The organism is Streptoverticillium reticulum (genome assembly GCF_047456005.1).
Classification (GTDB): domain Bacteria; phylum Actinomycetota; class Actinomycetes; order Streptomycetales; family Streptomycetaceae; genus Streptomyces; species Streptomyces reticulum.
Genome location: NZ_CP179755.1, coordinates 581,728 through 604,946, shown reverse-complemented (window position 1 = coordinate 604,946; position 23,219 = coordinate 581,728). Strand labels below are relative to the sequence as shown.

Here is a 23,219-nt window from a genome sequence, read left to right as displayed (position 1 = left end):
GAAGATGCCCGAGAAATCGAGCGGCCCGTCCGGCAGCGGACTCCTCGCCGGAGTCCGCGTCATCGAACTGGCCGGCGTGATCATGGCCCCGTACGCCGCCCAGCAACTCGGCGACCTGGGCGCCGACGTGGTCAAGGTCGAGCCGCCCGCCGGTGACATGACGCGCCACTACCCTCCACGGCGCCACCCCGGCATGGGCGGCACGGCGCTCAACCTGAACCGCAACAAGCGCAGCGCCGTCATCGATCTCAAGGCCCCGCACGGCCGCGACGCCCTGCTCGCCCTGCTGCGCACCGCCGACGTCTTCATCACCAACCTGCGCCCGCAGTCCCTGGAGAAGCTCCGCCTCGGCTACGGCGACGTCGCGGCCGTCAACCCCCGCTTGATCTATACCAACGCCCAGGGCTTCCGCAGCGACAGCCGCTACGGCACCCACGCCGCCTACGACGACATCATCCAGGCGGCCAGCGGCCTGGTATGGCTCAACCACAAGGTGTCCGGCCAGCCGCACTTCGTCCCCACCGTCCTCGCCGACAAGATCTGCGGCATGCAGATCGCCCAGTCGGTACTGGCCGCACTGCACTACCGGGAGCACGGCGGCAGCGGCCAGCACATCGAGGTCCCGATGGCCGATACCATGCTCGCCTTCAACCTGGTCGAGCACCTGGGTGCGGCCACCTTGGAGACCGACGGGGAGTTCGGCTCGGCCCGCTCGCTCAGCCCGCAGCGCCGGGCCCAGCGCACCGCCGACGGCTGGATGTGCATCCTGCCGCACAGCGACGGCAACTGGCGGGACTTCACCGCCTTCGTCGGCCGCCCCGACCTGGCCGACGACCCACGCTTTGCCACCGGACCCGAACGGGCCCGTAACGCCGACGTGTTCTATCCGCTGCTCGCCGAATTGACGCCACGTCACACCAGCGCCGAATGGCAGCAGTTCTGCGACCGGGTGGGCATCGCCGCCGCCCCGGTGCTCGATCTGGAGTCCGCCGCCACCACCGCCTACGCCCAGGAGGGCGGCCTGCTGCGCAATTCCGAGCACCCCACCGAGGGCCTCTACCGGGTGATCGGCCGCCCGGTCCGCTACTCGGCCGACCCGGATCCGGAGCTGCGCCACTGCCCGGGCATCGGCCAGCACACCGACGAGGTGCTCGGCGAAGTCGGCTTCGACCCCTCCTTGCTGCACTCCACACACTGACGGAGCGAATCGCCCATGTCTTCTTCGCCTTCGACGCTTTCGCCGATCGCATTCCCCGACGTCACCCTGCCCGAATCGACCCGCCGGCTCCGTACCGAGGTCCGCGCCTTTCTCGATGAGGAGCGTGCCCGCGGCACCGTGCTCGGCCGTCCCGACTCCTGGCTCGCCGGCTGGGATCCCGGCTTCAGCCGTCGCCTCGCCGAGCGCGGCTGGGTCGGCATGGCCCTGCCCACCGAGTACGGCGGAGCGGGCCGCGGCTTCCTCGAACGCTACGTGGTGATCGAGGAACTGCTCGCCGCCGGCGCCCCGGTCAGCGCCCACTGGGTCTCCGACCGGCAGGCCGGCCCGTCCATCCTCCAGCACGGCACCGAGGAGCAGCGCCGCTTCTTCCTGCCCCGGATCGCCGCCGGACAGTGCTTCTTCTCCATCGGCATGAGCGAGAAGAGCAGCGGCTCCGACCTCGCTTCGGTGCGTACCCGCGCCGAACGCACCGCCGACGGCTGGCGGTTGACCGGAACCAAGATGTGGACCGGCGGCGCCCACGTCAACGACTACGCCATCGTGCTGGCCCGCACCGACGACGCCGAGGACAAGCACGCCGGCCTCAGCCAGTTCATCGTCGACCTGCGCGCCCCGGGCGTACGGGTCGAGCCGATCCGGCTGATGAGCGGCGAGCACCGCTTCAACGCCGTCCACCTCGAAGGCGTCGACGTCCCCGACGGCATGCTGCTCGGGCAGCGAGGCGACGGCTGGAAGCAGGTCACCGGCGAACTCGCCTTCGAACGCAGCGGCCCGGAACGCTACTTGTCCACCTTCCCCCTGCTGGTCTCCCTGCTCCGCGAACTCGGACAGCACTCCGCCACGGCCGAACAGCTCACCCAGGTCGGCATCCTGACGGCCCGCCTGTACAGCATCCGCCGGCTCTCCCTCGGCGTGGCCGCCGCACTGGACGCCGGAGCCTCGGCCGACACCCGGGCCGCCCTGGTCAAGGACCTCGGCACCCGCCTGGAGGGCACGCTGATCGACACCGTCCGCAGCGTCCTGCCGACCCCGGCCGACCCGCACGCCACCCCCGGCAGCCACCCCGAACTGCTCTCCTTCGCCCTGCTGCACAGCCCCGGCTACAGCCTGCGCGGCGGCACCAACGAAATCCTTCGCGGCATCATCACTCGTGGTCTGGAGCAGCACTGATGAACACCCACACGATCGACACCGGCGCTCCCGTCATCCCCGCCGACGCCTACGACACCACCGCCTTCTACGCCGACCCGGACGCCATCGCCACCGTCACCAACACCACTGCCGCCGACGCCGTGGCCCTCCCGTCCCCGGACGCGTCCACCGCCGAACTCCTCACCGCCGCCCAGGAGGCGGGACGCCGTGCCGTCCCCGCCCCGTTCGCCGAGACCGCCCTGGTGGCCCGCCCATTGCTGCGTCGCGCCGGTCTCCCCGTCCCCGAAGGCCCGCTCAGCTACGCCATTGCCCCCGACCTGACGATCCATTACGCCCACCCGGCCACTTCGGGCGTCGGCTCGGCCGGCTGCTCGGGCGACGACGACACCCTGCTGGTCACCGGCACCCTTCGTCGCGTCCCCTGGGCCCGCGCCGCCGGCGCCGTGGTCGTCCTGGCGACCGCCCCCTCCGGCCCCGTCCTGTTCACCCTCGCCCCGGACCGGGCCGTTCTCACCCCCGGTGGCAACCTCGCCGAGGAACCCCGCGACGACCTGCACCTCGCCGCCCTGGACATTCCCGCCTCACAGGTCCGCCGGATCCCTCGGGAACTGCTGGAGGAAGCCGAACTCCGCGCGGCCCTGGCCCGGTCGGCCCTGATGGCCGGAGCCGCCGAACGCTGCGTCGAACTGACGGTGGCCCACACCACGGCCCGCACGCAGTTCGGCCGCCCGCTCAGTCGCTTCCAGGCCGTCAAGCAGGAGGAGGCGCGGCTGATCGAGGAGACCGCCCTGGTACGCGCCGCCGTCCAGGCCGCCGCCGCACCGCTGGACACCGGCGGCCCGGCCGCGCGGTTCACCGTCGCCGCCGCCAAGACCCAGGCATCCGCCTCCGCCGCCGAGATCGCCCGCATCGCCCACCAACTCCACGGTGCCATCGGCATCACCCGGCTCAACCCCCTCCACCTCGCCACCACCCGCCTGTGGTCCTGGCGCGACGAGGACGGCGACGAAACCCACTGGGCACGCCGCCTGGCCCGGTCCGTCCACGCCGCCACCCTCTGGCCCGCCCTCACCACCGAGCCCTGATCCCTTGCCCCCGCACCCTCCCCACGCTTCGCAGCGATGTGGGCCGGGGAGGACCGCGCGGGCGCGTGTGGCGCCTTCACGGCTTTCTCGGCGCCAACCGGCCCCACCAGTCCGGCCTCCGGCGGGGCGCCTGGGGTCTGCCGAGGCAGTCGCAGATGCTGGCCAGCTGCGTCGGACTCGAAGCAGCCGACCAACTCGGGGCGGTGGGAGGCCGGTGCGGGGCCACCGACGGCCTCCCAGCCGGCCGCCCATCGACCAGGCGGTGTCGATTCAGGACCGGGGGCTCTTCAGGCTCCGTGCGGTGAGTCCGATGAGTGTTGTTCTTCTTGTAGAGGTGCCTCCCAGGTAGCGGTGATGTCGCGGGCGACGTCACGCAGGAGGTCGATCAGCATGTCGGCGAGTGGTGTGAGGCCGGCGTCGGCCTTGGTCAGGGCGTAGAGCTGGCGATAGGGCCTCGGGTGGGCCAGTTCGCGATGGGTGGTGCCGGGCGCATGGGTCAGGGCCAGGCGTGATACCAGAGCCACAGCGCTGCCTGTGCCGACGAGGGCCTGGACAACGTCGTAGGACTCGGTCTCGAACCGCACGGTGGGAGTGAAGCCGGCATCGTGGGCAGCGTCGTGGAACTGTTCGCGGGCGGCGTGGCCGGCCAGGATGGAAACCCACGATTCGTCGCGCAGTTGCTTCAGGCGCAGTTCGGTGTCGGCGGGCTGCCCGGTGGCCAGCGGGTGGTCGTCGGGGAGAACCACGACCATCGGGTCCAGCAGGAGCGGGTGGGCGCGTAGGTGCGGGGGCGGCACGAGCGGTGTGCCCCAGGACGCGACGATGACGAGGTCCAGGCGCCCTGCGCTGATCTCGTCCGCTCCGCGTCCGGACACCACGTCCACGACGGAGACGTCGGCGTCCGGATGGCGGTGCCGCAGCGCCGTCAGGGCGGGTGGCAGCAAGTGCAGGGCAGCCGCCTGGAACGTTCCGATCCGCAGCCGCAGGGAGAGATGACCGAGCAGCGAGGCCAGTTGCGCCTCGGCCTTGTCCGACGCCTCCTCCACGGTTCGACCGTGGGAGGCGAGCAGCGCACCGGCTGCGGTGAGTGTTGCTCCGCGAGGACCACGGATGACCAGGGGCACCTGCCAGTCGCGCTCGGCCTTGACCACCTGCTGTGTGACCGCCGCGGGCGTGAGCTGGAGAGCGCGAGCCGCCGCCGTCAAGGAGCCGTGCCGCTCGATCAACGCGAGAAGCCGGAGTTGTCCCGGGTCCACCACCATTCACTAATTCTAACGCTGCACCACCATCTTTTAACTTCCCTTACAAGTGCGGGAGAGGAAGCCTGGTGGTCCACCCATCGACCGTGATCCCCGGAAGGGTTCCGCCCCCATGCCTACGCATGTGCCCGTTTTCATCGCCACCACCTTGCTGCTGGCGATGCTGCCAGGCGCGAGTCAAGCCATGTTGATCCGTCAGGTTCTGGAAGGCGGGCAACGCACAGTCCGAGGCACGCTCGCGGGCAACGCCACCGGCTTCCTGCTGTGGTCCACGGCCGCCGCGGCCGGGCTGTCTGCCGCCCTGCTGGCCAGCCCGCGCGCGTACGCGGTACTCCGGATCGCAGGCGGCATCGTGCTGATGATCCTCGGAGTGAACACGCTGCGGACCGCGCTCACCACCGCCTCCACCCGTCCGCTCCGCGAGAGCGGGCGCCGCACCGGCTTCGCGGGCGGATACCTCACCGGTCTGAGCACCAACCTCGGCAACCCGAAGGCCGGCGTGTTCGCCGTCTCGGTCCTGCCCCAATTCGTGACGGCGAACGGCCCGGTGTTCCTGTCGACCGTCGCCCTGGGAGCCCTGTGGGCGCTCGTCAGCGCCTCCTGGTACCTGCTGCTCACCTGGGCCGTCGGCCGAGGGCGCGCCTTGGTGTCGCGGCCGACCGTCCTGCGGGGGCTCAGCGTGACGACCGGCGTCGTCCTGCTCGGGCTGGGCGCCGCGGTGGCAGCGGGTGTCTGAAGGCCGGTCCGGTCGTTCTTCCGACACCCGGTCGCGCGGGCCATCTGCCGCCCTTGTGCACCGGCAGCCATGGGGTTGCCCTGCACGGCCGGTGGCGACCGAACACACCAGGACAGCCGCCCCGGCTTCACCGCCCACTCAGGCCCACATAGATCCCACGCGGGAGCGAGGAAGCCGATGACGCACGCGATGACACCGGACGGAACCCGCATCGCCTACCAACTCCAGGGCCAGGGGATGCCCTTGGTCCTGCTGGCGGGCCAGGCCAACAACCACCACTGGTGGGACTCGATTCGCGCCGACTTCCACCCCGCCCGCAGCACCCTCACGCTCGACTACCGCGGCACCGGCGACAGCGACAAGCCCAACACTCCTCACAGCACCGAACTGTTCGCCCAGGACGTCATCGCCGTCCTCGACGAACTCGGCATCGACCGGGCCGACGTCTACGGCACGTCCATGGGCGGACGGGTGGCCCAGCAGCTCGCGGCCCGCCACCCCCACCGGGTGGGCGCCCTGGTCCTCGGCTGCACCTCACCCGGCGGCCCGCACAGCGTCGAACGCGGCAACGACGTCCGCCAAGCCCTGGCGCAACCTCAGCCCGGAGCCGCGCGACAGGCCCTGCTGGAGCTGATGTACACCCCCAATGGCTCGACACCCATCCCGGCCCGCACCACACCGTCGGCGACCCCGGCATGCCTGCCCACGCCCGGCGCCACCACCTCGCGGCCGGCAACCGGCACGACGCCTGGGACACCCTGCCGGACATCAGCGCACCCACCATGGTCGTCCACGGAAGCGACGACCTGCTCAACCCCACCGCCAACGCACACCTGCTCACCGACCGCATCCCCAACGCCCGACTCCATCTGATCCCCGAAGCCCGGCACGCCTACTTCGAGGAGTTCCGCACCCACGCCAGCCCCTTCGTCCTGGACTTCCTCACCACCGCGCACAAGCTGTAGAACAGCGCAGCCGATACTCGTCCAGCCAGTCGAAGCCCATACCGCTGCGGGTGATGCGGCCGGCCCCGCTCTGGGCGTGCGGTGCGGGGTCCTGCGCGGCCGGCTGGAGCGGTCCCGCAGTCCCGGCTCGCCCTCGGCCCGCCACCGGCGGATCCACTTGTGGACGGTCGTCCAGAAGATGCCCACCTCGGCCGCGAAGGGAGCATCAGCGGGCGCTATCGGCCGGCAAGGTGCTCCAATGGGTCGGGGGCCAGGCGACGGCAACGGCGCGGCCCACCACGTCCTCCACCGGGACCATGCCGTGGTTCCTGTCGCCCTGGTGGTAGCGGGAGTCCTCCGAGTTCTGACGGTGGTCGCCCATCACCCACACCTTGCCCGGAGGCACTGTCACCGTGAACCGGCCGCCTCGCTCGTCGACGCTGCACGGGGTGTTGCCGCCGTAGACGTACGGTTCGGTGAGCGGCTTGCCGTTGACCTTCAGCGGGTCCGTGCCGTGGCACTCGACGGTGTCTCCCGCCACCCCGATCACTCGCTTGATCAGATCCTTCTCATTGGCGGACGGTGTCAGTCCGATGTACGCGAGGGTCTTGCGCAGGGCGTTCGGGTGCGGTGTCGGCTGGTCCTTGAGCCAGCCGTCCGGGTCGTGGAAGACCACGACCTCGCCGCGTTGCGGCGTCGAGCCGAACCACGGGGTGAGCTTGTCGACCAGAACGCGGTCTCCCAGCTGAAGAGTGTTCTGCATCGAACCGGAGGGGATGGAGAACGCCTGCACCAGGAAGGTCTTGATGCCGAGTGCCAGCACGAGCGCCAGCACCACGAGGACGGGGATCTCCTTCCATAAGGGGCGCCGTTTCGAGGACCGAGACCTCTGCCCGGTCCTCTCCGCCACATTGTCCACGCCCGTCTCCCTAGTCGATTGCCGCACCTGGTTTGTCTGTCTCCCCGCACAACGAACGGGAGTTCCCGCCTCGCCCTGAGATACGGTGATCACAGCAGGCCGTGGGCAGGGAATCCGGGAGGCGGCAGTGTCCAACGTTGTGCTGGTGCACGGAGCGTGGGGCGACGGGTCGATCTGGCAGGCGGTGATCGCCGCCCTCCAGGACGAGGGGCACCGTGTGGTGGCCGTTCAGCTGCCGTTGACCTCGTTGGAGGAGGACATCACCTGGACGCGGCGGCAGATCGCGGCATTCGACGAACCGGTGACACTGGTCGGCCACTCCTACGGCGGCATGGTGATATCCGGGGCCGCGCATCACAACCCCAGCGTCGCCGCGTTGGTGTACGTCGCGGCCTACGCCCCCGACGAGTCCGAGACGCTCCTGGCGCTGACCGAGCGCGGGGCAAGGGCCCAGGGCCGTGATGCGATCCGGTTCGGCGAGGACGGCTGGTCGACCCTCGACCCCGACCTGTTCGGAGAGGTGCTCGCAGCCGATGTTCCGGTGACGACGACCCGAGTCCTGGCAGCGGTGCACAGGCCGACTCACGGTGCCTGCTTCTCCGGTCCGTCAGGGCGCGGTGCGTGGCACGACCTGCCGTGCGGCTATGTCCTCTCCACGGACGACCGGATGCTCGATCCCGGGCTGCAGAAGTGGTTCGCGGAACGGACGAATGCCACGGTCACGGCACTACCCGCCAGCCACTTCTCCATGGTCTCGCGCCCCGGTGACGTGGCTGCCGCCATCAGCAGAATGCTGTCGGCCGGAGCCCCGCCCGAGCCGGTCTGACCCGTCAATCGTCATCGTCGACAGGGACGTTCAGCCTTTGGAGTGGAGGACGGCTCTCGTCGCATGGCCCGCATGGCGTTGGGCAGAAAGGCCGCAGCAGGGCCGGGGGGGCGGTCTGTCACGCGCGTCGTGTTGGGGGAGGGGGTGGGTCGCCGTGGCGGTTTCCCGTGTCCTGGCCCGTGTTGCCCGCCCATCCGGCGGCCCTGCGGGATCCGGCGGTGCCTATCAGGCCGTCCTGGCCCGGGGCGAGGACGACGTGCGCAGTGCCCAGCGGCTGCGGTACCAGGTGTTCGCGACGGAGCAGGGGGCCCGCCTGCCCTCCGCTGCCGACGGGCTGGACGTGGACGGGTTCGACGGGGTCTGCGATCACCTTCTGGTCCGTGACGAGGCGACCGGGGAAGTGGTGGGAGTCTACCGGCTGTTACCCCCGGGAAGATCCCAACAGCTGGTATCCGACGGACTGTTCGAGCTCGGCGCCGTCACCTCACTGAGCGGAGGGCTGGTCGAGATCGGGCGGGCGTGCGTGCACCAGGGGCATCGCAATGGTCTGGTGGTGCTGTGCCTGTGGGCGGGCGTCCTGCGCTACATGACGGACCGCGGGCTCCGATGGCTCGGCGGGTGCGCCTCCGTGCCCCTGGCCGACGGCGGGGCCCAGGCCTCCGCTGCCTGGCAGACCGTCCGCGCCCGGCATTACGCACCGGCCGCGTACCGGGTGCGGCCCCGGACCCCTTGGAACCCGCCGGACCCCGGTCCGTGCCCGCCTGCTGCGGTGCCGTCGCTGCTGCGCGGCTACCTCATGCTGGGCGCCTGGGTCTGCGGACCACCGGCGCTGGACAGCAGCTTCCGTACGGCGGATCTGTTCACGCTGCTGGCAGTGGACCGGGTGCCGAAGAGCCGCCTGTCCCCGCTGCAGGCAGTGGCGTCATGACCAAGGCAACCGGCGCAACCGGTGTGACCGATGCCGCCGATCCATGGCGGCCCACGTCGCCGTGCAGCCGATCCTGCCTGCCCGGGCCGGCGGAACAGAACCGGGTGGGGCCGCTGCGGCGACTCCTGCGGCTGACAGCGGTGCTGCTGTCCTGCTCATTGATCGTCGTGCCTGCGCTGTCCTCCGCAGCAGGCCGCCGACTGCGGTTGCGGGCCTACCGCTGGTGGATCCGGCTGACCGTCCGGGCCATGGGCGTCCGGGTGTGCTTCACGCCGTCCGAGACACCGCCCGAGGCCCGGCCGCAGGACACGGTGCCCGGCCTGCTGGTGCTCAACCACACCTCGCTGCTCGACGACCTCGTTCTCATCGGCTACGACCCCGCCCGGCCGCTGAGCAAAGCGGACGTACGGCGATGGCCGGTCGTCGGATGGGCCGCAGCGCTCGGCCGCACGCTGTACGTCGACCGCGAACGGCTGTCGGCGCTGCCCGCCGCCGTCGCCGGGGTCACCCGGGCGTTGCGCGCCGGCGACCGGGTGTTCGTCTGTCCCGAGGCGACGACGTGGTGCGGCTCGGCCTGCGGGCCGTACCGGCCGGCGTTCTTCCAGGCCGCCCTGGACGCGGGCGTGCCCGTCCTGCCCGTGGTGCTGCGGTACCGGTCGGCCGGCCGTACCACCACGGCGGCCGCCCTGGTCGGCCCCATGTCCGTGGTGGAGTCGGTCATGCTGCTCATCGCCCAGCGTGACCTGGTCGTCGAGGTCGAGCGGCTCGATCCCCTGCCGGCCCGCCCGGAGTCCGACCGGCGGTCCCTGGCCCGGGCCGCCGAGCAGGCGGTGGACCGTGCCATACCGGAGGTGCCCCGGCTCCGGAAGCCGGGAAGCCCCTGCCGGCCGGCCGCTCTCGTGGCCACCGGCGAGCCGTGACGCCCGTCGTTCGTGGGCCTGTTCAGTCTTCCCCGGTCCTTCCGGACCTCGACCGCCCGAGGAATCTCGTCCATGACCGACAGCCATGACGGTTACGACCGCGTCTATGCATTTCTCACCCGGGCCCTCGTGGAGAGGATCGGCTGCGCACCCCACGAGCTCGGCCCCGGCCGCACCTTCGCCGAGCTCGGGCTCGACTCCGTGTCGATGCTTGAAGTCTCACTGGTCCTTGCGGAACACGCGCCCGGTACCGTCACGTTGGAGGACTTCACCATGAGCACGTCCCTCGGCGAGGCGGCACGGATCATCGGCGCCGCGTCGCGCACCGGCACCGCCCCGTCCGCCGCCGCACCGGAGGAGGCCGGGGACAGCCGGTGAGGCGGACCGCGGACACCACGGACGTGGCCGTCACCGGACTCGGAGCGGTGACTCCGGCCGGTCCGACGGCGCCGGAGACCTGGGCCGGCCTCCTCTCCGGGGTCCCGCGCGCAGTGCCCGATCCGCTGCTCGCCGGACTGGCCGTCGACTTCTCCTGCCCGGTCCCCTTCGACGTGTCCGCACGCCTGGGATCACGCCTCGCTGCCCGGCTCGACCGCTACACGGCCATGGCGGTGGGCGCAGCCCGCGAGGCCGTCGCCGACGCGCGGCTGGACACCTCCCAATGGGATTCCTCCCGCGTCGCCGTCGTCATCGGTACGGCATCCGCCAGCACCGAACACCACGAGCAGGTCTACGCGTTGATGGGTGCCGGCACACCGGAGAAGGTGTCTCCGATGGCACTGATGCGCAGCATGCCCAACATGTCCGCCGGGGAGGTCGGCATCGACCTCGGTGCCCGCGGCCCGAACCTGTCCGTCTCGACCGCCTGCGCCTCCGGCGCCACGGCAGTGGGTCTGGGCTGCCACCTCGTACGGTCCGGCGCCTGCGACATCGCGCTCGTCGGCGGCAGCGAGTCGATCCGCACGCGCACCGCTGCCGTGTGCTTCCACCAGATGAGGGCGCTGTCCACCCGCCGGTCCGATCCGAGCGCCGCGTCACGGCCCTTCGACGCCGGGCGTGACGGTTTCGTCCTCGGTGAGGGTGCCGGGGTGCTCGTGCTGGAGAGGGCGGCACACGCCCGCGCCCGGGGCGTCGCCCCGTACGCGTACCTCGCCGGGTACGGCGCCTCGTGCGATGCCCACCACATGACGGCACCCCACCCCGGCGGCCGCGGCGCCGCACAGGCGTTGCACAGTGCCTTGGCAGACGCCGGTCTCGCCCCGGCCGACATCGGCCACGTCAACGCCCACGGTACGTCGACCAGGGTCAACGACCTCGCCGAATACCGTGCGTTGAGAACGGTCTTCGGCCAGGAGCCGCCTCCGGTCACCGCGTTGAAGGGGGCCCTGGGACACGCGGCCGGCGGATCCGGCGGCATCCAGGCGGTGTGCGCGGCGCTGATCCTCCGGCATCAGATCATCCCGCCCACCCCCAATCTCGACGTCCTCGACCCCGCCATTCACCTCGACGTGGTCACCGCAGCTCCCCGGCGCACAGCGGTGGGTGCCGTGGTCAGCAATTCCTTCGGCTTCGGAGGCCAGAACGCGGTACTGGCCTTCCGCGCAGCGTGACGGTCGCGCTGCCGAGCCAATGGCTCGACGACTTGAGGTGCCCCCACCGTGCACGGCGCGCGCCAGGCCGTGCCCGCCGACGTCCGCCACCGCACCACCGGTCGCGCGTACACGCATCGCGGCGTGGCCGGTTCTCGTCGCTCATGAGCGGGAATTGCCGGTGCGGCAGAGGCACTTGGGGCGGGGGTTTTGCGATGACTGCTGCGAAGGCGGGGAAGCATCCCGCGGCCTGCGACCCTTCCGGGGTGCCGGCCCGGCGGAGGGCCGGGGCGCACACCGGTGTCGTCGAGTTCTTCGAGCGGGATCCGTCCGGCCGGTTCGTTCCCGATCAGGTGCTCAAGGTGCTGCAGCGGGCGGGTGTTCTGGCGGACGACCCCCGGATCGCCGAGACCATCGCCTATCTGAAGCGGGCCCGTCCGGCCGGATCGTCGGTGACCGTCGAGGAGTTCACCGCCGGGACCCAGCGCAACAGCGGCATCATCGAGCGGGCCGCCCGGGGAGAGCTGGCCGTACCCGACTTTCCCGCGCTGGTGGCCGATGTGCGGCGGATCCACCGGGAGGTCCGGGCCGATGTGCGCGGTGCCGTGGCCGACTACATTCCGCAGCTGGCGCGGGTGGAGGCGGACCGGTTCGCGATCTCGGTGTGCACGGTGGACGGTCAGCGGTTCTCCATCGGCGACGCGGGAGTGCGCTTCTGCCTGCAGTCGGTGTCCAAGACCGTCAACTACTGCCTCACCCTGGAGGAGCACGGGCCCGACACCGTCCATCGCCATGTGGGACGCGAGCCCAGCGGCCAGGGGTTCAACGAGCTGACCTTCAACAAGGCCGGGCTGCCGCACAACCCGATGATAAACGCCGGGGCGATCATGAGCTGTGCGCTCATCCAGCAGGGTCTGGACGCCGCGGACCGCTTCGACTTCGTGGCCGACGCGTGGCGGCGGCTCGCCGGCGGGCGGGCCGTCGGCTTCAACAACTCCGTCTACCTGTCCGAGCGCACCACCGCGGACCGCAACTTCGCCCTGGGGTATTCGATGCGCGAACGCGGGGCGTTCCCGCCCGGCACCGATCTGCTGGACACCCTGGACTTCTACTTCCAGTGCTGCTCGATCGAGCTCACCGCCCGGCACCTGGCCATCGCGGCGGCCTCCCTGGCCAATGCCGGGGTGTGCCCGCTGACCGGGGACCGGGTCTTCTCCGCGGGGACGGTGCGCCACTGCCTGTCGCTGATGTCCTCGTGCGGCATGTACGACTTCTCCGGGGAGTTCGCCTTCACCATCGGGCTGCCGGCCAAGAGCGGCGTCTCCGGCGCGCTGATGCTGGTCGTCCCCCAGCTGATGGGCATCGCCGTGTGGTCGCCCCGGCTGGACGCCCAGGGGAATTCGGTGCGGGGCATCGAGGTCTGCCGGCGTCTGGTCGACTGCTACAACGTGCACACCTACGACCTGCTCACCGGCTTGGGGCCCGGGACCGGCAAACGTGATCCGCGTCTGCGGCGCGACCAGAGCCGGATCGAGGGCATCGTGGGCCTGTGCTTCGCCGCCAGCCAGGGCGACCTCGACGAGATACGCCGCCTGGCCGCCTGCCACGTCCCCCTCGACGCCGCCGACTACGACGGACGCACCGCGCTCCATCTGGCAGCGGCCGAAGGCCACATGGACGTCGCGGCCTTTCTGCTGTGCAAGGGGGTCGACCCCCGGCCGGTCGACCGGTGGGGCCATACGCCGCTGGACGACGCGAACCGTTCCGGACACCGGGGGCTCGCAGAACTTCTGGCCAACGCCGTTGAGGCGTCTGCCGCCGGGTAACGCGCAGGGCCCCGGCACGTGCCGGGGCCCTGCGCGTACCGGGGTTCAGGCCCCGACAGCCACCTTCGCCGGCTCGTCCCCGGCCTCGGGCGCCGTCTCCCGGGCGGTCCCGAGGACCGGGTCCGCGTCCGGCAGCCCCGCCTCGTGGGCGCGGACGCCGGCGCGGACGGCCCAGAAGTAGAAGCCCAGGGCGGACACGGCGACGAGCGCGATGTCGGCTCCGCCCGTGATCACGCCGTGGCCGCCGAACTCCTTGCCGCCGAGGGCGGAGAGCCCCGCCATCCACAGCAGGAACGCGGCCATCCACCAGGCCGGTGCGAACTGGCGGCGCAGGTCCGTCTCCCCACGGCGGCGCAGGACGATCGCGGCGATCGGCACGGAGACGAGGGTGAGCAGGGCGACCTTGCCGGTGTTGGGCCACTTCGACCAGTACAGGGCGCAGGCGGCGAAGGCGAAGGTGAGCGGGCACAGCACCGAGGCCGCGGGCAGGCGGAAGGGGCGGGGCAGATTCGGCTTGGTCTTGCGGAAGACGCCGACCGCGATCGGGCCCATCAGGTAGGAGACGACCATGGCCGCGGAGACCACGCTGGCGAGCGCCTCCCAGCTGTGCCCGATGGTGAGCAGCAGCAGCACGGAGAAGGCCAGGTTGAGCCACATCGCGGGGCGGGCGACGCCGTAGCGGGGGTGCACCTCGGCGATCTTCTTGGGGAAGAAGCCGGTCTCGGCGAGGTTCTGGGCCAGGTAGGCGGCGGAGGCGACGTTGCCGATGTTGGCGCCGTTGGGGGAGATGAACGCGCCGAACTGGAGCATGGTGACGACCCAGTGCAGCATCAGCAGCTTGGCGAGGTCGGCGAAGGGGGAGGCGAAGTTGATGCCGCTCCAGCCGCCGGCCTCGGCGAGCTTCTCGGGCGGGACGGCGCCGAGGAAGGCGACCTGCAGGGCGAGGTAGATGACCAGGCCGAGGGAGAGCGCGCCGACGAGGGCGAGCGGGATGGCGCGGCCGGGGTTCTTGGCGGCGCCGCCGAGGTTGACGACGGCCTGGAAGCCGTTGAAGGCGAAGACGACGCCCGAGGTGGTGACGGCGGTCATCACGGCGGACCAGCCGTTGGGGGCGAAGCCGCCGTGGTCGGTGAAGTTGCCGGTGTGGAAGCCGGAGGCGATGAGCGCGGCGACGGCGAGGACCGGGATGGCGAACTTGACCAGGGTGAGCAGGTTGTTGGCGCGGGCCAGCAGGGCCACGGACCAGTAGCAGGCCAGCCACAGGGCGAAGGTGAGGACCAGGGCCGTCGCCATGCCGGTGGCGGAGAGCTTGCCGTCGGAGACCAGGTCCTGCGCCCAGCCGAAGCTCCAGGACGACATGTACTGGGTGCCGGCGATGGCCTCGATGGGGATCAGCGAGGCTGTCGCGATCCACACCGCCCAGCCGGTGACGAAGCCGAGCACCGGGCCGTGCGAGAGGGAGCCGAAGCGGGCCATGGCCCCCGGCAGCGGGTAGGCGGCACCGACCTCGGCGTACGACATGGCGATCATGCCGATGAAGACGGCGCCGATCACCCAGGCGACGAGCGCGGCGGGCCCGGCCACCTGGGCGGCCTGCCCGGCCCCGAAGAGCCAGCCGGAGCCGAAGATGGAGCCGAGGCCGATCATGATCAGGGCGAAGAGGCTCAGGCCCTTGCGATTGGCCGCGCTCATGTCCACAGTGGGCATCCGTTCTGGCGTGGGGTACACGAATCGAACGCCTACTGTATTTACTTTTAGCCAGTCTTTGCCAACCGGCCCCGGGAGCCCGGCCCGGGCCCCGGGAGCCCGGCCCGGGCCCCGGGGCCGGCCCGTGGTCACCGGGCGGTGTCGGCCCCCTGGTACGGCGCGGCCGCGTGCTGGGCGGCGTAGACCAGAGCGGGCTTGATCTTGGGCCAGAAATAGCCGTCCTGGCAGGAGAAGGCGGGCGTGAAGCCGCTGCACCCGCGTCCGTCGCTGTCACCGATCTCGATGGTGAAGCTGGCCAGGCCGAGCTTGTCGTACGTCCAGTCGTCGGTGCCGCCGGAGGCGTCGTAGAGGATCTCCCCCGCCTGCCCGGACTGGTAGCCGGTGATCGACCCCATGCGCCCGGCGAGCGCGCGCAGCGCGGCGTCGTTGCCGGTGTGGATGGTGTGATCCGCCTCCCACGGGAAGAGGACCATGCTCGCGTCGCTGTGCAGGCTGATCATCAGGCCCTTGGCACCGGCGGGCGCGGGGTCGCTGTCGCCCGTGCCGGTGCGCACGGCCGGGTACAGCTGCCGGAAGAGGCTCTCCAGCCCGGTGTTCTCCGCCTCCGAGTCCGCGGCGGGCCCGAGGTAGACCTCGCTGCACGGCTGGGTCGAGGTGCCGAGGCCGCCCCAGTGGGTGCCGGCGTTGCGGTTGAGGTCGACGCCGGTCTGCCCGGTCCAGCCGCAGGAGACGCCGTTGGCGTTGTCGGCGTTCTTGCGCTGCAGGACCGGGTTGTCGCCGCCCTGGGCGACGATGTCGACGCCGTCCGGGTTGGCGATGGGGACCACCCACATCTCGGTGGAGTCCATGAGCCGGGTGATGTCCGGGTCCTTGCCGTAGTCGGTCGTCAGCGTGTCGATCCAGCGCCAGGACATCTCGCCGGTGGTGATCTCGCGGGCGTGGATCTGGCTCATGAGGAAGAAGCGGGGCTTGGCCGCGTTGGGGTTCAACTGGCAGTCGCCCGGCTTGATCTTGGTGATGCAGATCGCCTTGAGGTCGTGGCCGCCGGCCCCGGCCTGCTTGAGCCAGGACTGCCCGTAGGTGACGGTCGTCGCCATGTCGGGGTGTGCGGCGGCGACCTGGTCCAGGTGCGCGTAGTGGGCGTCGACGGTGTGGTAGCCGCCGTCGTAGGTGCCGTCCGCGTCGGGGCGGGCGTGTGCCGAGGGATTGGATCTCGGCATCGTCGACTCGACCGTCGGCGCGAAGCCGAGCCGGCGCAGCCCGGCGGCCGAGCTCCGGTCGCCCAGGACGAACAGGTCGTCGCCCTGGCGGCGTTCGAGGAGGTCGTAGCCGGCCCGGATGAGCTTCTGCGCATCCTGCTTGTGGTGCGCCGGGACCCGGTAGACGACCGCGGTGTCGGGGGAGGGCGGGGGAGCGGCCGTGGTGCCGGCCACTGCCGATGAGGCCTGCGGGAACATGGCCGCGGCGGCCAGGGCCGTCGCTCCGGCGGCCAGCGCCGCCAAGCGTGTGCGGGACATGGATGGCCTTCCGTGGGGGGGGGTAGCGGTACCGCGCGCGGGCCGGGCCGGAGAGCGGCGACCGGGCGCGCGCCTCGGCCGGCCGCCGTGGCCGTGCCGCAGGGCCCTGCGGCGGTCCCGGGCAGCCGGTCCTTCGTCCGACGGCGCTGACTGCGGGAGGCGCCGGAGGTGTGGTGCGGCGCTCCGCGGGGGGCTGATGCCGTCAGGCCGACGCTCGGAGGATGGCATGCTCGCGCCAAGAAGAGAAGGGGGTGTGCGGGACCCGACGTGCTGCCGGTACGCCTGCGCCTGCCAGAATCGGCACCGTGCGGGAGGTCAACAGCCTTGGGGAACTGGCCACATGCTGCCGCGGCGACTCGTTGTGCCGCTGGGCGGCCCAGCGTCTGGGCGAGGGCAACCGCGCCTGGGCGAGCGCCGACGGCCGCGCGCTCGCCGTGGCCGGGCGCGCACTGTCGACGCGCGACCGGCTGGCCGTATGGGGCGACCCCCGCTCCGCCGTCCCCCTCGCCCGCGAAGTGCTGGACGAACTCGGCCCGACCTACCGCCCGTTGGGCGACCGCGACCTCATCGACGTACTGGCGGCCGAACTGCCCGGTCTGTCCCGCTCCGGCGACTTCGGCTGGATGGACCGCACACGGCCCGGCCCGCCCCTCCCCGCCACGGGGGACGCGCGGTGGCTGCCGCAGAGTGCGCTGGACGAGGCAAGTGCCGTCGTGGCAGCGGGATTTCCGGAGTCGTACGCGCAACCCGGCGGCCCCGGGGCCGGGCGCTGGGCCGGAGCGCGCGACGGCGCCGGCCGGCTCGTCGCCGTGGGCGCCCTCGCCTGGTCCGCGCCCACCGTCGGCCTCCTCTCCGGCATCGCCGTGCTCCCCGAGGCGCGAGGCCGCGGCCTCGCGCGCCAGGTGTGCGCACTGCTGCTGGCCGAGGCGCTCTCCCGGTACGGCACGGCCGCGCTGATGGTGGACGACGACAACCGGGCAGCCCTGCAGCTGTACCGCAGCCTGGGCCTGCGGTACCGCCCGCTGCGGGCAGCGGGCCGACGAGAGCGGGACACGCCCTGAGTTCCCGGTGCTTGTCCCTCCTGTCCGCGCCGGTTATGGATGGTCGGCATGCACCTGCGGATCACGCTCGTCACCGCGTCGGCCCTCGCCCTCCTCGCCTCCTCGGCCCTCACCGGAACCGGCCGCGCGGCCCCCGCCCGGCATCCGCACGGCACGGGCCTCGACAGCCCACGTGCCAAGGAGGTCGCCATGGAACTGGTGGCCAGCGCCGAGAACTCCACCCTCGACTGGCGCAGCCAGTACGGATACCTCCAGGACATCGGCGACGGGCAGGGATACACCGGCGGGATCATCGGCTTCTGCTCCGGCACCGGCGACATGCTCGACGTCGTGCTCCGCTACACCCGCCGCAGACCGCACAATCCGCTCGCGCCCTACCTGCCCGCCCTGCGCCGGGTCAACGGCACCGCCTCGCACGCCGGCCTCGACGCCCCCTTCGAACAGGCATGGCGCACCGCCGCCCGCGACCGGGCCTTCCAGGCCGCCCAGGAGGAGGAGCGCGACCGCGTCTACTTCGGCCCCGCCGTGCGGCGCGCCAAGGCGGACGGGCTGCGCGCGCTGGGCCAGTTCGTCTACTTCGACGCGATCGTGATGCACGGCAACGGCCACGACAAGGACAGCTTCGGCGCCATCCGCGCGAACGCGATGAAGAAGGCGCGGCTTCCGGCCCGCGGCGGCGACGAACGGGCGTATCTCAACGCCTTCCTCGACGCGCGCAAGGTCGCGATCAAGGACGAGACGGTGCACGGCAACACCACGCGCGTCGACACGGAGCAGCGGGTCTTCCTTGATGAGGGCAACTTTGCCCTCAGGCCGCCGCTGAGGTGGCGGACGTACGGCGACGCGTACGAGATCGCCCGCTGGCCTCGGCCTGCACGCGGCGCCTGAGCGCGTCGCGCCGATGTCCAACTGTGCTGCGGAGCGCGCCGGTCACGCCCGTCCCCCGCTGCTCCAGGCCAGCGAGTCGGCGAGCGCCCGGGCGTAGTCGGCCGCGCCGAGCGGGACCGGGCGTCCGGTGCCGGGGGAGCCCATGACCCCCTCCAGCAGGCGCAGCCGGGGCAGGAGCAGGTCGCACAGTTCGTCCATCGCGCGCGGCAGGGCGCGCACGGTACCGGGGCCGAGGACCTGGGTGGAGAGCAGGCCGCCGGACAGGCGGCGTGCCTCCGCGACCCCGTACAGAGCCGCCAACGGGCGCAGGGCGGCGGCGAGTTCGGGGTCACGGACCTCGCCGACCGTGCGGGCCACCTGCTCGGCGGCCAGGCGGCTCGCGTGCGCCGCGCCGAGCTCGTACGCCGTGGTCAGCAGGGGGTTCCACAACTCAAGGCCGCGCAGCCCGTGTTCCTCTCCCCGGTGCAGGGCCCTGCGCAGTCCGGCGGTCAGGCGCGCCTCGTGGGCCCGGGCGGCGGTGGGCCACCAGGTGAGGCTGCGCGGCGGGATGCGCGAGGGCGGGGCCGTTCCCCCGTCGGCGGGCCTCGGCCGTTCGGCCAGGGTGAGTCCGGTGTCCAGGAGTATCAGCCGGTTGTCGCCGCCCGCGCTGTCGAAGGCGTGCGCGAAGCCCTGGTACGCGGCGAGCCGGTTGAGGTCCAGGTATCCGGCGAGGCCGCAGCGGTGCTGGCACTCGGCGGCCAGACGGGCGGTGGTGCTCGCCGCGTGGGCCTTGTACACCGAGAGGACCGGGTCGACCGCCGCCCAGGGGGAGAAGGCCGTCCCGGCGGAGCGTGCCGCGCCGGGAGACCGCTGCCAGGCGTCCAGGGCCGCGTTGCCCATGCACGTCAGGGCGAAGGACTCGGCCAACGCCCCCAGCACCGCGTGCTGCTGGATCCGGTAGGCCAGGACGGGCGAGCCCGGCGCGAGCCGCCCGTTGCTGCGACGGTGGGTGGAGTGACGCAGCGTCAGGACCGCGCACTGGCGGGCCATCGCGGCCAGGGCCGAGGGCAGGGTCGCCCACAGCGCCTGCCCCACGCTCAGCGTGCGGTGCAGCCGCGCGTCCGGGCCGAGGAGGGGGTCGTGGAAGGTGCCGTGGTCGTCGATGCGGGCGGTGTCGCGCAGCCAGTTCCGGTAGGGCAGGCGCACGCCGTCGAACCGGACGAGGGCGTGGTCCAGCGGCAGGGTACCCAGGTCCAGGGGTGCGGAGATCCGCACGCCGGGCAGCAGCCCTTGCTCGTCGCACAGGTTGACCAGAAAGGAGAACACCCCGCAGTCCTGGTGCGCGGTCTGCAGGCGTGCGCACACCACGGCGGTCTGCGGCTCCCCGAGAGCGCCGACGCCGGCGAACTTCGCCGCTCCCGCATCGGGGGTGGTGAGGACGAACTCCCGCTGCTCGGCGTCGAAACGGGCCGTGGTGCGCAGCGCCAGGTGGCTTCCCGCGTCCCCGGTCTCCGTCGCCAGGAAGACGCCCTTGGCGTAGCCGCTCTCCAGGGCGTCCAGTTGTGACCGGAGCTCGGCGGGGTCGCCCGCCAGGGAGAGCACGGATCCCAGGCAGAGCACGTAGTGCGAGAGGGCGGCCAGGTACAGGGGCGGGTCGGCGGTGGCCGTGCTGGTGCTCATGAGGGCGAGCAGGTACGGGTCACCGAGCAGGTCCCGGGCCGGCGGCAGGGCCTTGGCCAGCCGGCGCAGGGCGTGGTGGGTCCGCCGGCCGTGGCCGGCGCGATCCGCCTCCGGTGCGGCGCCGGCCGTGAGCGCGGCCGTCAGCCGCTCGTACAGCTCGACCGGGTGCGGTCCGCCGACGATGCGGGTGAGTTCGGCCTCGGCCCCGGTGTGGGGGATCATCGCGAGGCCTCCGGGGCGGGAGGGGCACAAGTGGTGGCGGGGGCGGTCTGGTTGCGCAGGCGTTCGGGGTGCCGCCAGGGGAAGCCGGGGTCCGCCAGCGGGGCGTGGGCCGTGGCCGCGGCCGCGGGAAGCGAGCTGCGGACGCTGCGGGTGAGGGCTTGCCCGGTGCCGGCCTCCAGCAGCAGCGTGACCGGCGACGTCCACACCTGGCGCAGCACCTCGGGGACCCGCGCGGGGTGGACGAGGCAGTCGGCGAGCCCGCGGTGGACGTCGTCCTCCTTGCCGTACGCCCGGCCGAGAACGGCGGAGTGCACGGGGAAGCGCGCAGGTGCCGCGGGAACGCGGCGGATCGACGCGGCGAAGCAGTGCGCCTCGTCGGTGAGCGAGGGGTGGTGGGAGAGGAAGGGCAGGTGCAGGCGGGTGGCGGACACACCGCGCCGCCGGGCGGTGCGCTCCAGGGCCGCCACGGCGGCCGAGGCCCCGCCGACCACCGTCTCGCCGGGGTCGTTCACACAGGCCAGGGCCAGCCCGCGGGTGTGCGCGGCGCACATGAGGACGTGCGCCTGCTCCTCTCCCGTCCGCAACACGAGCATGCTCCCGTCGCACCGGGCCAGGGAACGCGCGAGCAGACAGGCGATGTGGGCGCCCCCGGCGGCCTCGAACACACCGGCCGCCGTGAGGGCCGCGATCTCGCCGAAGCCCACCCCCAGGGCCCGCTCGGGCGGCAGTCCGACGGTACCGAGGGCCCGGCTGACGGCCAGCGAGGAGCAGAACAGGGCCAGTTGCGGAGCCCCCGGCGCGGCCGCGGCCAGCTCACGGCCGCTGGGCGGCGACGTCCCCAGCAGCCAGGGACCCAGCGGCCTGATGCCGAACTCGGCGGCGACGCCGTCGGTCTGCCGGAGCACCCCGGCGAGGGCGTCGTGCACGGGCCGGTGCATCCGGGCGGCCCGCAGCAGGGGACCGAGCGCGAAATCCCCCTGCCCGGGGAAGAGGTGGACGATGCTCACGGCACAGGCTCCTTTCGCCGGCCCGCGGAGCCCGGAAAGGCATGAAGGCATTTCCCTTGCTCATTTCCCTTGCTCAATTCAACAATGCCGGGCGCGCCGGGAGTTGTGCAGGCGGCACCGGAGGTGTTGAACGGAGTGAAAGTGTCCGCCCGGCCGCCGCCTTCCCGGCGCTAAGCGCCGGTACCGTCCGCCCTGTTCCGCCGCGACCCGCGCGAGAACCCGTGCGGCGGCCGGGGTCCGCCGATAAGGGGCGAGCAGACTGCGCAGCCGGACGGCTGCGGTGTCGGCCGCACCGGAGCGCAAGTACCGGTAATGCTCCAGAAAAGAGTGCCACGAGAGGCAGGCCTCCTCGATATGCCCGCTGCGGAGCAGAATTTCCGCCCGTTGAGCGTGGCTGAGCGCCAGTCCCCGGCGGTCCGTTGCGGGACGTACGGCCAGTGACCGGGCCAGTGCCTCGCACGCGGCGGAGGAATCCCCCAGGAATCTCAGGGCTCTCGCGCGCTGGAAGTCCAGTGCGGCAGGCGTGTAGGTGGTGAACGGCCCGTGCTCGTGGCCCGGTTCCGCGGCCGGTTCCATGGCCGATTCCATGCAGTGTTCCGCATGGCCGAGGGAACGCAGGGCCTGGCGCCGGAGGCCGTAGGCGGCCTGGGCCACGGCGAGTTGGGCGAGGAGATACGCCCCCGGCCCGCCGCCCGCCCGCTGCCCCGCCTCCGCTGCGGCCTCGGCGGCGTGCAGCGCGGCCCGGTGGTGCCCGAGTGACAGTCCTTGTGCGCTGAGGCCGCGCAGGCCGATCGCCCAGGCCAGTCGGTCACCGGATTCGGCGGCGAGTTGCTGGGAGATGACGAAGCACTGTTGCGCGAGCCCGTGGGCCGCGGTGTCCTCGTACATCCTGGCCAGCAGGAACGTCAGTCGGGAGGCCTCCACCAGGGCCGTCCTGTGCGCGTGTTCCGTGCGTGCGGAACGGAGCCAGTGGGCGACGTCCTGGGTGAGGTAGGCCGCCAGGGAGGAGCGTGCGGCGCGGCCGCCGTGGGCGTCGAGCGACGCGGCGTAGAAGCGCTCGGCGCACTGCAGCATGCGGGTCTCCGCGTCGGCGGGGTGGTCACCGTGCCAGGGGAAGGGCTTCCGCGGCGCCGGTGTGTCCTGGTGGGCCGTGCGGAGCAGCGCCTCGCGGTAGGGCTGCTGTTGTGCCGCGACTCTGCGGGCAGGGTCGGCCTCGGCGCCGGCGAGGGCCACGAGTCCGGCCTCGGGGGAACGTTTCCTCCGCCGGTCGGAGCGGGGGTCTCCCTGCGGTGGCGCTGTGGCGAACCCCGCGGAGGCCGGGGAGACGGTGCGCTGCAGGCGCCGCGTGAACACCTCCGCCACCAGCTCCGGCACTGGCGCCCTGGGCCGGGTGCCGCTGAGCCAGTGCGCCACGGAGGTGCGGTCGTAGCCCAGGCTCAGACCGACCTCGGCGGCGGCCGCGTTGACGGCACGGGCGAGCGCGCCCTGCGTCCACCGGGCCTCCGCCAGCAGGGCGCGGAGCCTTCTGTTGGGACGGCGGCCGGATCGGCGGTGGGGGCGGTGCGGTACGGGCATCCCGTTCTCCTGCCGGGCCGGTTCGGCCGGTTCGGCCGGTCGCCGGGACATTGTGATTTCCGCACCATTCCACGGCGCGCGGATGCCGGGGGTGTCCGGATAATTCCCCGGGTGATGCCCGCACGAACCGGAAAACGGTCTGCGGGGAAATGCGCCGGTGCACAACCGGGCACGCTCGCG

The 23,219-nt window shown here is 72.3% G+C and carries 18 protein-coding genes and 3 pseudogenes; 13 read left to right on the top strand and 8 right to left on the bottom strand.

What is annotated here, in order from left to right:
* Window positions 1–4: 4 nt before the first annotated feature.
* The 3 genes from ACMATS_RS02695 to ACMATS_RS02685 are packed head-to-tail and all read left to right on the top strand — an operon-like array spanning window position 5 to window position 3,456.
* Window positions 5–1,198: a CaiB/BaiF CoA transferase family protein gene (locus ACMATS_RS02695; protein ID WP_390781273.1), complete on the top strand. Its 1,194-nt coding sequence runs from the start codon at window positions 5–7 to the stop codon at window positions 1,196–1,198.
* Between the two features lie 15 nt (window positions 1,199–1,213).
* A complete protein-coding gene (locus tag ACMATS_RS02690) occupies window positions 1,214–2,389 on the top strand; it encodes an acyl-CoA dehydrogenase family protein (RefSeq protein ID WP_414166725.1) in 1,176 nt (391 codons plus the stop codon).
* The gene (locus tag ACMATS_RS02685) at window positions 2,389–3,456 is read left to right on the top strand and encodes an acyl-CoA dehydrogenase family protein (RefSeq protein WP_414166724.1); all 1,068 of its coding nucleotides are present in this window, start codon (window positions 2,389–2,391) and stop codon (window positions 3,454–3,456) included. The genes ACMATS_RS02690 and ACMATS_RS02685 overlap by 1 nt, the downstream gene beginning before the upstream one ends.
* Window positions 3,457–3,743: 287 nt before the next feature.
* Here the strand turns inward: ACMATS_RS02685 and ACMATS_RS02680 are convergent, their stop codons facing one another.
* A complete protein-coding gene (locus ACMATS_RS02680; protein WP_414166723.1) occupies window positions 3,744–4,718 on the bottom strand; it encodes a LysR family transcriptional regulator in 975 nt (324 codons plus the stop codon).
* 109 nt (window positions 4,719–4,827) lie between these two features.
* On the opposite strand from ACMATS_RS02680, the gene ACMATS_RS02675 reads away from it, so the two are divergent.
* On the top strand, window positions 4,828–5,451 hold the full coding sequence (locus ACMATS_RS02675) for a LysE family translocator (RefSeq protein ID WP_414166722.1): 624 nt from the start codon (window positions 4,828–4,830) through the stop codon (window positions 5,449–5,451).
* A 177-nt stretch (window positions 5,452–5,628) separates the two neighbouring features.
* A pseudogene (locus ACMATS_RS02670) lies at window positions 5,629–6,416 on the top strand (alpha/beta fold hydrolase).
* A 72-nt stretch (window positions 6,417–6,488) separates the two neighbouring features.
* On the opposite strand, the pseudogene ACMATS_RS02665 reads toward ACMATS_RS02670, so the two are convergent.
* Together ACMATS_RS02665 and lepB are read right to left on the bottom strand one after the other, a co-directional pair.
* Window positions 6,489–6,680 (bottom strand): annotated as a pseudogene (locus ACMATS_RS02665) (helix-turn-helix domain-containing protein); the annotation flags it as partial.
* Window positions 6,640–7,341 (bottom strand): annotated as a pseudogene (gene lepB / locus ACMATS_RS02660) (signal peptidase I); the annotation flags it as partial. The pseudogenes lepB and ACMATS_RS02665, both read right to left, overlap by 41 nt.
* Before the next feature lie 100 nt (window positions 7,342–7,441).
* Here lepB and ACMATS_RS02655 point away from each other — a divergent pair.
* From ACMATS_RS02655 to glsA, 6 genes are all read left to right on the top strand, one after another.
* Window positions 7,442–8,140, top strand: a complete 699-nt coding sequence (locus tag ACMATS_RS02655; RefSeq protein ID WP_414166721.1) for an alpha/beta fold hydrolase — start codon at window positions 7,442–7,444, stop codon at window positions 8,138–8,140.
* Between the two features lie 172 nt (window positions 8,141–8,312).
* The gene (locus ACMATS_RS02650) at window positions 8,313–9,068 is read left to right on the top strand and encodes a GNAT family N-acetyltransferase (protein ID WP_414170645.1); all 756 of its coding nucleotides are present in this window, start codon (window positions 8,313–8,315) and stop codon (window positions 9,066–9,068) included.
* Window positions 9,065–9,988, top strand: coding sequence for a lysophospholipid acyltransferase family protein (locus tag ACMATS_RS02645; RefSeq protein WP_391152127.1), 924 nt, complete (start codon window positions 9,065–9,067; stop codon window positions 9,986–9,988). The genes ACMATS_RS02650 and ACMATS_RS02645 overlap by 4 nt, the downstream gene beginning before the upstream one ends.
* 72 nt (window positions 9,989–10,060) lie before the next feature.
* Window positions 10,061–10,366 carry an acyl carrier protein gene (locus ACMATS_RS02640; RefSeq protein ID WP_414166720.1) on the top strand — a complete coding sequence of 102 codons (306 nt, stop codon included), beginning with the start codon at window positions 10,061–10,063 and terminating at the stop codon, window positions 10,364–10,366.
* On the top strand, window positions 10,363–11,598 hold the full coding sequence (locus ACMATS_RS02635; RefSeq protein ID WP_414166719.1) for a beta-ketoacyl-[acyl-carrier-protein] synthase family protein: 1,236 nt from the start codon (window positions 10,363–10,365) through the stop codon (window positions 11,596–11,598). Before ACMATS_RS02640 ends, ACMATS_RS02635 begins: the two co-directional genes overlap by 4 nt.
* 194 nt (window positions 11,599–11,792) lie before the next feature.
* A complete protein-coding gene (gene glsA / locus ACMATS_RS02630) occupies window positions 11,793–13,403 on the top strand; it encodes a glutaminase A (RefSeq protein ID WP_414166718.1) in 1,611 nt (536 codons plus the stop codon).
* Window positions 13,404–13,448: 45 nt separating this feature from the next.
* On the opposite strand, the gene ACMATS_RS02625 is transcribed toward glsA, so the two are convergent.
* Both ACMATS_RS02625 and ACMATS_RS02620 read right to left on the bottom strand, forming a co-directional pair.
* Window positions 13,449–15,095, bottom strand: a complete 1,647-nt coding sequence (locus ACMATS_RS02625; protein ID WP_414166717.1) for an APC family permease — start codon at window positions 15,093–15,095, stop codon at window positions 13,449–13,451.
* A 143-nt stretch (window positions 15,096–15,238) separates the two neighbouring features.
* Window positions 15,239–16,627, bottom strand: a complete 1,389-nt coding sequence (locus ACMATS_RS02620; RefSeq protein ID WP_414166716.1) for a M14 family zinc carboxypeptidase — start codon at window positions 16,625–16,627, stop codon at window positions 15,239–15,241.
* Window positions 16,628–16,932: 305 nt separating this feature from the next.
* On the opposite strand from ACMATS_RS02620, the gene ACMATS_RS02615 reads away from it, so the two are divergent.
* Together ACMATS_RS02615 and ACMATS_RS02610 are read left to right on the top strand one after the other, a co-directional pair.
* On the top strand, window positions 16,933–17,688 hold the full coding sequence (locus ACMATS_RS02615; RefSeq protein WP_414166715.1) for a GNAT family N-acetyltransferase: 756 nt from the start codon (window positions 16,933–16,935) through the stop codon (window positions 17,686–17,688).
* 48 nt (window positions 17,689–17,736) lie between these two features.
* The gene (locus tag ACMATS_RS02610; RefSeq protein ID WP_390781286.1) at window positions 17,737–18,576 is read left to right on the top strand and encodes a chitosanase; all 840 of its coding nucleotides are present in this window, start codon (window positions 17,737–17,739) and stop codon (window positions 18,574–18,576) included.
* Between the two features lie 42 nt (window positions 18,577–18,618).
* Here ACMATS_RS02610 and ACMATS_RS02605 read toward each other — a convergent pair whose 3' ends face one another.
* From ACMATS_RS02605 to ACMATS_RS02595, 3 genes are all read right to left on the bottom strand, one after another.
* Complete coding sequence (locus ACMATS_RS02605) at window positions 18,619–20,457, bottom strand: acyl-CoA dehydrogenase (protein ID WP_414166714.1); 1,839 nt, start codon at window positions 20,455–20,457, stop codon at window positions 18,619–18,621.
* Window positions 20,454–21,464, bottom strand: a complete 1,011-nt coding sequence (locus tag ACMATS_RS02600; protein WP_414166713.1) for an acyltransferase domain-containing protein — start codon at window positions 21,462–21,464, stop codon at window positions 20,454–20,456. Before ACMATS_RS02600 ends, ACMATS_RS02605 begins: the two co-directional genes overlap by 4 nt.
* Before the next feature lie 78 nt (window positions 21,465–21,542).
* Window positions 21,543–23,090, bottom strand: a complete 1,548-nt coding sequence (locus tag ACMATS_RS02595) for a hypothetical protein (RefSeq protein WP_414166712.1) — start codon at window positions 23,088–23,090, stop codon at window positions 21,543–21,545.
* Between the last annotated feature and the right edge of the window lie 129 nt (window positions 23,091–23,219).